This window comes from Streptomyces sp. NPDC127106 (genome assembly GCF_042677605.1).
GTDB lineage: Bacteria > Actinomycetota > Actinomycetes > Streptomycetales > Streptomycetaceae > Streptomyces.
Window position 1 is genome coordinate 1 of record NZ_JBHXTC010000106.1, and the last position, 10,448, is coordinate 10,448.

Here is a 10,448-nt window from a genome sequence, read left to right on the forward strand (position 1 = left end):
GGGGGGGCACCCCCCCCCCCCCGCCTCTACGTGATCTACTCACCACCTGAAACCAAGTGGTGTTGCGACGACCCCTTGAACCCAAGGTCCCGGGGGCCGTTCTCGTGTGCACCCGCGGCGGGCGCGTCGGCTACTCGACCGTGACGGACTTCGCCAGGTTGCGCGGCTTGTCGATGTCCCGGCCCAGGGCCAGCGCCGTGTGGTAGGCCAGCAGCTGGAGCGGGATGCCCATCAGGATCGGGTCCAGCTCGTCCTCGTTCTTCGGGACGACGATGGTGTGGTCCGCCTTCTCCTGCTCGCGGTGCGCGACGGCCAGGATCCGGCCGCTGCGGGCCTTGATCTCCTCCAGCGCGGCGCGGTTCTTCTCCAGCAGGTCGTCGTCCGGGACGATCGCGACCGTCGGCATCGCCGGCTCGATCAGGGCGAGCGGGCCGTGCTTGAGCTCGGAGGCCGGGTAGGCCTCGGCGTGGATGTAGGAGATCTCCTTGAGCTTCAGGGAGGCCTCCAGGGCCACCGGGTAGCCCCGGACCCGGCCGATGAACATCATCGACTTGGCGTCCGCGTACTCGGCGGCGAGCTTCTTGATGTCCTCCTCGCCCTTGAGGATCTCCTCGATCTGGGCGGGCAGGCGGCGCAGGCCCTCGATGATGCGCTTGCCGTCGGTGACGGACAGGTCGCGTATGCGGCCGAGGTGCACGGCGAGCAGCGCGAAGGCGACGACCGTGTTGGTGAAGCACTTGGTGGAGACCACGCAGACCTCGGGGCCGGCGTGCACGTACACGCCGCCGTCGGCCTCGCGGGCGATCGCGGAGCCGACCACGTTGACGACGCCGAGGACGCGGGCGCCCTTGCGCTTGAGCTCCTGCACGGCGGCGAGGACGTCGTAGGTCTCACCGGACTGGGAGACGGCGATGTAGAGGGTGTCGGGGTCCACGACCGGGTTGCGGTAGCGGAACTCGGAGGCCGGCTCGGCGTCCGCGGGGATGCGGGCCATGCCCTCGATGAGGCTCGCGCCGATCAGGCCCGCGTGGTACGAGGTGCCGCAGCCCAGGATCTTGACCCGGCGGATGCCGCGCGCCTCGCGCGGGTCCAGGTTCAGGCCGCCCAGGTGCACGGTGGAGAAGCGGTCGTCGATCCGGCCGCGCAGTACGCGGTCGACGGCGTCGGGCTGCTCGGAGATCTCCTTGTGCATGTAGGTGTCGTGGCCGCCCATGTCGTACGAGGCGGCCTCCCACTCCACGGTCTCCGGGGTGGCGGTGGTGGAGGTGCCGCTGGTGGTGTACGTGCGGAAGTCGTCGGCCTTCAGGGTGGCCATCTCGCCGTCGTTCAGGGTGACGACCTGGCGGGTGTGGGCGATCAGGGCGGCCACGTCGGAGGCGACGAGCATCTCCTTCTCGCCGATGCCGAGGATCACCGGGGAGCCGTTGCGGGCGACGACGATGCGGTCGGCGAAGTCGGCGTGCATGACGGCGATGCCGTAGGTGCCCTCGATGAGCTTGACGGCCTCGCGGACCTTCTCCTCCAGGGTGTCGGCCTGGGAGCGGGAGATCAGGTGGACGATCACCTCGGTGTCGGTCTCCGAGACGAAGACCACACCCTCGGCCTCCAGCTTGGCGCGGAGCTCGGCGGCGTTGTCGACGATGCCGTTGTGGACGACCGCGACCTTCTCTTCGGCGTCCAGGTGCGGGTGGGAGTTGATGTCGCTCGGGGCGCCGTGGGTGGCCCAGCGGGTGTGGGCGATACCGGTGGTGCCGGCGAAGCGCTTGGGGACGCGGGTCTCCAGGTCGCGCACGCGGCCCTTGGCCTTGACGACCTTCAGCGCCGTGGACTTCGGGCTGTTGACGACGATGCCCGCGGAGTCGTATCCGCGGTACTCAAGCCGCTGCAGGCCTTCGAGCAGCAGCGGAGCCACGTCGCGCTTGCCGATGTATCCCACGATTCCGCACATGAAGTGTTGCCCCTCCTGAGGTTCGGGTGTTGCTCTCGCCGCTGCCGGAGCGGCGCGTGTGCCGTGACCGGTGCCGTGCGGGCCGGTCAGCCGTAGACGATGCGGCGGAGCTGTCGCAGGGACAGCTCCGGCGGCGCCACGGCCCGGTGCGGCAGCTCGGCCGCGATCCGTTCGAAGATCTCCGTGTTGACCGCCCCGCCGGACTGCAGTTCCCGGTGGCGGCGCCGGACGAATTCCTCGGTCGTCTCGTCGAAGTACGCGAGCACGTCGAGCACCACCCGGGCGGCCTCGCCGCGCTGCAGCGCGGTGCTGCGCACCAGGTGGTCGACGAGGTCGTCGTACGACGGGCGGCGGTCGAGCACTCGTAGATATTGACGTCCGATGCCCTGGAAAAGCAAAGATCCTGCCCGAATGCGGGCAGGATCACGCTGCTGCGCGCCTGCGGAATGCATCGATCCGCTACTCAACCGGCTAAAAACGACGCAAAACGGCCTGCTTGGCGGCGGCGAACTCATCCGCGGTGAGGATCCCCGCCTGGTGCAGCTCGCCCAGTTCCCGCAGCCGCCGCAGCAGCGCGTCGTGGTCCTCCCCGCCGCCCGCCCCGGCCGGTACGGCCGCCGCCGCGGGCGCCGGAGCCAACGACGGCGACTGCGCCGGCACCGGAACGGGCTCGGCCGGAGCCGCCGGATGCGGCATCCGCACCGCCACGGCCGCCGCGACCAGAGCCATCAGCGGGTCCTTCTTGAAGCCGAACAGCTCCACCGTGTACGGGTCGTACTTGGGCGCCGGAGCCGGCGCCGCCCCCGCCAGGCCGAACCGGATCCAGCCGTTGTCCAGGCCCTTCGACGGGGTCCACTCCACCGACCGCAGGTCCACGACCCGGAACTCGCGCGGCCCGCCCGAGCTCTTGGCCTCCTCCGTCGTCCAGTTCCAGTCCAGGCCGACCCGGTCCCCGTCGAAGGCCACCGTCCCGTCACCCGCCCCCACCGAGATCGGCACCGCCGGCCCCGGCAGCAGGTACGCGTCCACCGGCCCCGCCGGCACCTGCTCCAGCAGCAGCGCGTTGCGCACCTCGGCCACGAAGTACTCGGCCACCCCGCTGCGGTCCGACTCCACCGTCAGCCGGTACGGGTCCGAGGCCTCGGGCAGCCGCCCGCCCGTCACCTGGAGCAGCGGGCACGCCCCGTCGCGCAGCCGCAGCCTCAGCCGTCCCGTCTTGCGCCCCGGCTCGTGGCTGATCCCCGCCAGGGCCCGCAGCGGTACGACCACCTCGCCGAGGGTCTGGCGCAGCAGGCCCACTCCCTTGTCCCGACCGGGCACGATGCGCACCGCGTCCCCGTCGAAGGTCCACGTACCGTCCTTCTGGATGATTTCCGCCATCCTGCGATTCTCGCACCGTCCCCAGCACGGCAGTTGGCCTATACCTGGGCCATGAGAGTCCTGCGACGCACGCTCGGCACCCTCCTCGTCCTCGGCGCCCTCGCCGCCTGCGCCTCCGCCCGCGGCGACGCCCGGTCCGGGGACGCCCACCCCGGCAGCGCCCGCCGCGCCGCCGCCCTCACCCCCTACGAGCGGCTCCTGCCCGCCCCGGTCTCCGCGCGGGCCGCGGGCGCCGGCTACCCCGTCGCGGCGGGCACGGTCATCCGGACCGGCCCCGCGGGCGACGCGGAGGTCCGGCGGGTCGGCGAGCTCCTCGCCGCGCAGCTGCGCGGCCCCACCGGGCTGCCGCTGCCCGTGGTCCACGGCCCGGCCGGCGACGGGATCCGGCTGCGGATCGACGCGCGGGCCGAGGGGCTGGGCGAGGAGGGCTACCGGCTGGACTCCGGCCCGCGCGGGGTCACCCTGACCGCCCGCACCCCGGCCGGCCTGTTCCACGCCGGACAGACCCTGCGCCAGTTGCTGCCCGTGTCCGGGCCGGGCACCGTCCCGGGCGGCCGGATCACCGATGCGCCCCGCTTCGCGTACCGGGGGGCGATGCTGGACATCGCCCGCCACTTCTTCACGGTGGAGCAGGTCAAGCGGTACGTCGACCAGCTCGCCCAGTACAAGGTCAACACCCTCCACCTGCACCTGACCGACGACCAGGGCTGGCGGATCGCGATCGACTCCTGGCCCCGGCTCGCCGAGTACGGCGGCGGAACGGAGGTCGGCGGCGGCCCCGGCGGCCACTGGACGAAGGACCAGTACCGGGACCTGGTGGCGTACGCGGCCGAGCGGTACGTGGACGTGGTCCCCGAGATCGACATGCCGGGGCACGTCAACGCCGCCCTCGCCTCGTACGCGGAGCTGAACTGCGACGGCAAGGCGCCCGAGCGCTATACCGGCACCAAGGTCGGCTTCAGCTCGCTGTGCGTCGGCGAGGAGCGGACGTACGAGTTCGTCGAGGACGTGCTCGGTGAGCTGGCCGCGCTCACCCCGGGCCGTTACCTGCACATCGGCGGCGACGAGGCCCACCAGACCCCGGCCGCGGACTACGCGGCGTTCATGGACCGGGCGCAGCAGGCCGTTGCGCGGCACGGCAAGACGGTGGTGGCCTGGCACCAGCTGGCCTCGGCCCGGCCGGCTCCGGGCGCGGTCCTGCAGTACTGGGGCCACGACCGGACGGCGGTTGCGGAGCGGGAGGCGGTGGCCGCGGCGGCGAAGGCCGGCCACCCGCTGGTCCTGTCGCCGGCGGACCGGCTGTACCTGGACATGAAGTACGACAAGACGACGAAGCAGGGCCTGGCCTGGGCCGGCTACGTCCCGGTGCGCCGCTCCTACGACTGGGACCCGGGGGCGTACCTGCCCGACGTCCCGGAATCGGCCGTCCTCGGTGTGGAGGCGCCGCTGTGGACGGAGACCATCGCGACCCGGGCCGACCTGGAGTTCATGGCCTTCCCCCGGGTGCTCAGCCTGGCGGAGCTGGGTTGGAGCCCGGCCGCGCGGGACTGGGCCGCGTACAGCGGGCGGCTCGCCGCCCATGCGGCCCGCCTGGACGCGCAGGGCATCTCGTTCCACCGCGCCCCGGACGTGCCCTGGGAGGAGTGACCGGAAGGGGAGGAGTGACCGGGAGAAGAGGAGCGAGGAGAGGGCGAGGGAAGAGCGGGAGGCGGGCCTGCCGTGCGAGGGACCGTAGTCGCACGGCAGACCCGCCTCGTGCCTACCGGCGCGCGAAGGGCGCGACGGGGTTCTTGAGGTTGCCGATCAGCTGGAGGGCGGCCGACGGGTCGGCCAGGTCGACCATCTGCTTGTTGTTGCGCAGCTGGAGCCGGTTGAGGCAGGACAGCTGGAACTCCTCCGCGAACAGGTCGTACCGCTCGAAGCGCTCCGCGAGCTGCGGCATCGAGTCCTGGTAGGCGTGGGCGCAGTCCGCGACCGCCTGCCAGAACACGTCCTCCTCGCAGACGCCCTCCGTGGCGAGGATGGGGCCCAGGAAGCGGAAGAAGCAGTCGAACACGTCCGTGAAGACCGACAGCAGCTTCATGTCCTCCGGGATGTCCGCCCGGATCCGCTCCACCGCCGGCGGCAGGACCGCGTTCGGGTCCATGACCACGATCTCCTCGGCGATGTCCTTGAAGATCGCCCGCTTCACCACGCCGTTCTCGATGACGAGGATGGTGTTCTCGCCGTGCGGCATGTACGCCAGGTCGTACTGGTAGAAGCAGTGCAGCAGCGGGACCAGGTAGGCCCGCAGGTAGTGGCGCAGCCACTCCGCCGGCGTCAGGCCCGACTCGGCGATCAGGGCGCCGACGAAGGACCGGCCCTCGGAGTCCACGTGGAGCAGCGAGGCCATGGTCGCGAGGCGCTCGCCCTCCTTCAGGGAGGCGACGGGGGACTCGCGCCACAGCGCGGCCAGCATCTTGCGGTACGGCGAGTAGCGGTCCGTGGCGCGCTCGTACTGGCGGTGGTGGTAGCCGATCGCCGCCCGCTCGCGGATGATCGAGAAGTCCACCGACTGCAGTACCTCGTCGCCCTCGATCAGGCGGTGCAGCCAGTCGTTGATCGCCGGGGTGGCCTCCATGTAGGCGGCGGACAGGCCGCGCATGAAGCCCATGTTGAGGACCGAGATCGCCGTCTTGACGTAGTGCTTCTCGGGGGCGCTGGTGTTGAAGAAGGTCCGGATGGACTGCTGTGCCAGGTAGTTGTCCGGGCCCTCGCCCAGCAGCACTAGGCGGCGGTTGGCAATCTCCGCGGCGAAGGTCACCGTGGTCTTGTTCCACCACTGCCAGGGGTGGATGGGCAGCAGGTGGTAGTCCGCCAGGTCCAGGCCCTGGGCGGCCATCCGCTCCTCGAAGACCGCGAGGGTCTCCTCGCCCAGCTCCGCCCGCATGAAGGAGTCGTGCTCCAGGCCGGCGCCCGCCGTGAAGGTGGAGACGTCCTTGCGGGCCGCCACCCACACCAGGTGGACGGGGCTCGCCGCCTCCGGCGCGTACGCGCGGAACTCGTGGACGCCGAAGCCGAGGCGGCCGTTGTTGGCCACGAAGCAGGGGTGGCCCTCGGTCATGCCCGTCTCGACGTCCTGGAACGAGGACTTCGCCAGGACGGCGGCCGGCACCTGCGGCTTGGTGTACTTGAAGCCCGAGCCCGCCAGCGTGGAGGAGATCTCCTCCAGGTAGACCGGCAGGACCTCGGCGCTCAGGCCCAGGGTCTCGCGCATCTCGATGTGGAAGTCGAGGGCGTCCAGCGGGAGCTCGGTGCCGTCCTGGAGGCGGGTGACCGAGGACTCGTCCACGGCCCAGTGGTCGAGTTCGTGGCGGGTGGCCGTGAAGCGGTACTCCACGGTGCCGTCGTCGCTGAGGACCGCGTACGACCCGTCGCCGAGCGGCTTCGGGGTCAGCAGGCGCTCGTGGGAGAACTCGGCCAGGGCCTTGCGGACCAGCGCGCGGTTCGCCCGCTCCCACAGCTCGGGGGAGAGGTGGGAGATCGCGTCGGCGAGGCTCATACCGTCGCTCCCGTCAGGCCGGTGGCCGTCTCGAACTGCTCGCGGGTGCAGAAGCTCAGCAGGGCTTCCTTCTCCGGCTTCTGCACCGGGCCGTCCGCGACGAAGCCGACGGCCTCGTTCAGGGCGTGCACGGCCGTGTTGTTCACGTCCGGCTCGACGACGACGCGGCGGATCTCCGGGTCGGCGAACAGGGCCGCCATCACGGTGGTGATCACGGCGCGGGTGAAGCCGTGCAGCGGCGTGTCGCTGGGCGCGACGAGGAAGTGCATGCCGACGTCGCCGGGCTGGGCGTCGTACAGGCCGACCAGTTCCAGCTTGCTCGGGTCGTAGCGCTCCATCAGGAAGGCCGGGCGGCCTTCGTGGAGGCCGATGAACGCGTCGTGGTGCTCGGCGGCCGCGATCTTCATGTACTCGCGCTCGACGTCGGGCAGCGAGGCGTCCTGCATCATCCAGAACGCCGCCTTGGGGTGGGTCACCCAGCCGTGGAGCAGCTCCGCGTCGGAGAACGGGTCCAGGGGGCGGATGGCGAAGGTGCCGAGGGCCGAGTCGGTGCGGGAGTACAGGGGCTCGGTGGTGCTCATATGTGCGTGCCTTCCGGGGCCGCGAACTGCTGGAACGCGATGGACTTCTCGACCTTGTAGTACTCGCGGCCCAGCATCTCCTTGACGAGGTAGGCGTTGCGGTACGCGGCCATGCCCAGGTCGGGCGCGGTGATCGAGTGGTTGTGGACGGTGCCGTTCTGCAGGTAGACCTCGCGGCCGGTCACGTCGATGCTGTAGTTGCGGGCCGCGTCCGGGCGGCCGTGGCCGTCGAAGTTGAGGCGGTCGCGGACCGGCGCCAGGAACTCCGGCAGCACGAACTTGTAGCCCGTCGCGAGGATCAGGCCCTCGGTGGCGAGGGAGAAGTCGCGCTCCTGCTCCTCCTGGCGCAGGCCCAGGGTGTACGTGCCGGTGGTGGTGTCGTACGCCGCCGAGTTCAGCGCGGTGTTGGTCAGCAGGGTGGTGGGCACCGGGCCGGGCAGGCTGACCTTCTTCTGGTAGAGCAGGTCGAAGATGGCGTTGATGAGCTCGCCGTCGATGCCCTTGAAGAGATTCTTCTGCTGCGTCTCCAGGCGGTAGCGGGTCTCCTCGGGGAGGGCGTGGAAGTAGTCCACGTACTCCGGGGAGGTCATCTCCAGCGTCAGCTTGGTGTACTCCAGCGGGAAGAACCGCGGGGAGCGGGTGACCCAGTTGAGCTGGTAGCCGTGGACGTCGATCTCCGACAGCAGGTCGTAGTAGATCTCCGCGGCGCTCTGGCCCGAGCCGACCAGCGTGATGGACTTCTTCTTCTGGAGCTCCGCCTTGTGCTGCATGTAGGTGGAGTTGTGGATGAAGTCGCCCGCCAGCTGCCCGCAGGCGGCCGGGACGTACGGCGGGGTGCCGGTGCCCACGACCAGGCGGCGGGTCAGGTGGGTCTCGCCGCGGTCGGTGCTGACCGCGTACAGGCCGGTCTGCTCGTCGTACGTGACCTCGGTGACCGAGGTGGAGTACTGCACGTTGTCGAGCCGGTCGGCGGCCCAGCGGCAGTAGTCGTTGTACTCGGTCCGCAGCGGGTAGAAGTTCTCCCGGATGTAGAAGGAGTACAGCCGGTCCTTGTCCTTCAGGTAGTTCAGGAAGGAGAAGGACGAGGTGGGGTCGGCCAGGGTGACCAGGTCCGACATGAACGGCGTCTGCAGGTGCGCGCCGTCCAGGAACATCCCGGCATGCCACTCGAAGTGCGGCTTCGTCTCGATGAAGAGGCCGTCGAGCTCGTCGATCGGGGCGGTCAGGCAGGCGAGTCCCAGGTTGAAGGGACCGAGGCCGATACCGATGAAATCGCGGGGCCGGCGGGGGTCACGGGGCTCACGAGACGACTGCAAGGGATTCTCCCAGGTACTGCTCGGCGTGGGACGCGAGGAGGTCGAGCACGGCCTCGATGTCGGCCGTGGTGGTCTGCGGGTTGAGGAGGGTGAACTTCAGGTACTGCTTGCCGTCGACCTTGGTGCCGGCGACGACGGCCTCACCGGAGGCGAACAGCGCCTTGCGGGCGTGCAGGTTGGCCTCGTCGACGAGGTCGGCGCGCACCTCGCCCTCGGGCACGTAGCGGAAGACCAGGGTGGAGATCTGCGGGCGGACGACGACCTCGTAGCGGGAGTCGGCGTCGATGATGTCCCAGCCGGCGGCGGCGAGGTCGATGACCTCGTCGAAGAGCTGCCCGATGCCGTCGGCGCCCATGGTGCGCAGGGTCATCCAGAGCTTGAGCGCGTCGAAGCGGCGGGTGGTCTGGATGGACTTGTCGACCTGGTTCGGGATCCGCTCCTCGGCCATGCGGCGCGGGTTGAGGTAGTCCGCGTGGTACGTGGCGTGCTTGAGGGTGTCGCGGTCGCGGACCAGCATCGCGCTGGAGCTGACGGGCTGGAAGAAGGACTTGTGGTAGTCGACCGTGACCGAGTCGGCGTGCTCGATGCCGTCGAGGAGGTGCCGGCGGGTGGGGGAGACCAGCAGTCCGCAGCCGTAGGCGGCGTCCACGTGCATCCACGCGGAGTGCTCGGCGGTCAGGCGGGCGATCTCGGGGAGCGGGTCGATGGACCCGAAGTCGGTGGTGCCGGCGGTGGCCACGACGGCCATCGGGTACAGGCCCTCGCGGACGCACTCCTCCAGCTCCAGGGCGAGGACGGAGGTGTCCATGCGGCGGTTGCGGTCGACCGGGACGGCGATGACGGCCTCGTAGCCGAGTCCGAGCATGGCGGCCGACTTCTTGACGCTGAAGTGGCTGGCCTCGGAGGTGAAGATGCGCAGCCGCGGCAGCACGTCGGATTTGGCCAGGGAGCGCTCGCTGCCCTGCATGATCTTCCGGCAGGCCTCGTCGCGGGCCAGGAGCAGCGCGTGGAAGTTGGACTGGCTTCCGCCGGAGGTGAAGATGCCGTCCGCGGCCGGGCCGAGGCCGATGCGCTGGGCGGTCCAGTCGATCAGGCGGCGCTCGATGAGGGTGCCGCCGATGGACTGGTCCCACGTGTCCAGGGAGGAGTTGACGGCCGAGAGGATCGCCTCGCCGAGGACGGCGGGGATGACGACCGGGCAGTTGAGGTGGCCCAGGTAGCGCGGGTGGTGGAAGTACACCGCGTCGCGCAGGTAGACCTCCTCCAGCTCGTCGAGGACGGCGGCCGGGTCGGTGAGGGGCCGGTCCAGGTCAATCCCGTTGATGACCGGGGCGAGTTCGTCGACCGATATCCCGGTGTGGGGGCCCTGGACGGTCGCGAGTTTGGCCGCGACGCGCTCGACGCCCTCGGTGACGGAGCGGCGGTAGTGCTCCGAGGTCGTCTCGTTCAGGAGATGCGAGCGCATCAACTTTCCTCCGGGCAGGGGGGGAAGAATGGGGAAGATGTTGCTTAGGTTAGCCTAACCTAAGTTACAAGCCAAATAGAGGCGGGGGGGGGGCGCGGGGCGGCGGCGCCGCGCGTGCCGCGCGCGGCCACCCCGCGACCGGTCATTTTGGTGGTGGTGATGGTGCTGGTCACTGGTCTCGCCTCCTCTCGGCGTCTCGGGGACGGGCCCGGGGGCC

The 10,448-nt window shown here is 70.4% G+C and carries 8 protein-coding genes; 1 reads left to right on the plus strand and 7 read right to left on the minus strand.

The features are described from left to right. Positions 1–130 precede the first annotated feature (130 nt). The 3 genes from glmS to ACFVGY_RS37055 all read right to left on the minus strand — a co-directional run bounded on the left by glmS (position 131) and on the right by ACFVGY_RS37055 (position 3,328). On the minus strand, positions 131–1,948 hold the full coding sequence (gene glmS, locus ACFVGY_RS37045; RefSeq protein WP_360627949.1) for a glutamine--fructose-6-phosphate transaminase (isomerizing): 1,818 nt from the start codon (positions 1,946–1,948) through the stop codon (positions 131–133). Between the two features lie 86 nt (positions 1,949–2,034). Further along, positions 2,035–2,310 carry a hypothetical protein gene (locus tag ACFVGY_RS37050; protein WP_360627946.1) on the minus strand — a complete coding sequence of 92 codons (276 nt, stop codon included), beginning with the start codon at positions 2,308–2,310 and terminating at the stop codon, positions 2,035–2,037. Positions 2,311–2,419: 109 nt separating this feature from the next. Then, positions 2,420–3,328 (minus strand): DUF4429 domain-containing protein, encoded by a 909-nt coding sequence (locus ACFVGY_RS37055; RefSeq protein WP_385686795.1) that lies wholly within the window; start codon positions 3,326–3,328, stop codon positions 2,420–2,422. A 51-nt stretch (positions 3,329–3,379) separates the two neighbouring features. Between ACFVGY_RS37055 and ACFVGY_RS37060 the strand changes: the two genes are divergently transcribed. Continuing rightward, positions 3,380–4,975 (plus strand): beta-N-acetylhexosaminidase, encoded by a 1,596-nt coding sequence (locus ACFVGY_RS37060; protein WP_385686798.1) that lies wholly within the window; start codon positions 3,380–3,382, stop codon positions 4,973–4,975. Between the two features lie 112 nt (positions 4,976–5,087). On the opposite strand, the gene ACFVGY_RS37065 is transcribed toward ACFVGY_RS37060, so the two are convergent. Genes ACFVGY_RS37065 through ACFVGY_RS37080 form a run of 4 tightly spaced genes read right to left on the minus strand, consistent with a single transcriptional unit; the run spans position 5,088 to position 10,231 of the window. Continuing rightward, on the minus strand, positions 5,088–6,869 hold the full coding sequence (locus ACFVGY_RS37065) for an IucA/IucC family protein (protein ID WP_385686801.1): 1,782 nt from the start codon (positions 6,867–6,869) through the stop codon (positions 5,088–5,090). Further along, positions 6,866–7,450, minus strand: a complete 585-nt coding sequence (locus ACFVGY_RS37070) for a GNAT family N-acetyltransferase (RefSeq protein ID WP_385686804.1) — start codon at positions 7,448–7,450, stop codon at positions 6,866–6,868. Before ACFVGY_RS37070 ends, ACFVGY_RS37065 begins: the two co-directional genes overlap by 4 nt. Then, the gene (locus ACFVGY_RS37075) at positions 7,447–8,766 is read right to left on the minus strand and encodes a lysine N(6)-hydroxylase/L-ornithine N(5)-oxygenase family protein (RefSeq protein ID WP_385686807.1); all 1,320 of its coding nucleotides are present in this window, start codon (positions 8,764–8,766) and stop codon (positions 7,447–7,449) included. Before ACFVGY_RS37075 ends, ACFVGY_RS37070 begins: the two co-directional genes overlap by 4 nt. Then, positions 8,750–10,231, minus strand: coding sequence for a pyridoxal phosphate-dependent decarboxylase family protein (locus ACFVGY_RS37080; protein WP_385686810.1), 1,482 nt, complete (start codon positions 10,229–10,231; stop codon positions 8,750–8,752). The genes ACFVGY_RS37075 and ACFVGY_RS37080 overlap by 17 nt, the downstream gene beginning before the upstream one ends. Positions 10,232–10,448 lie beyond the last annotated feature (217 nt).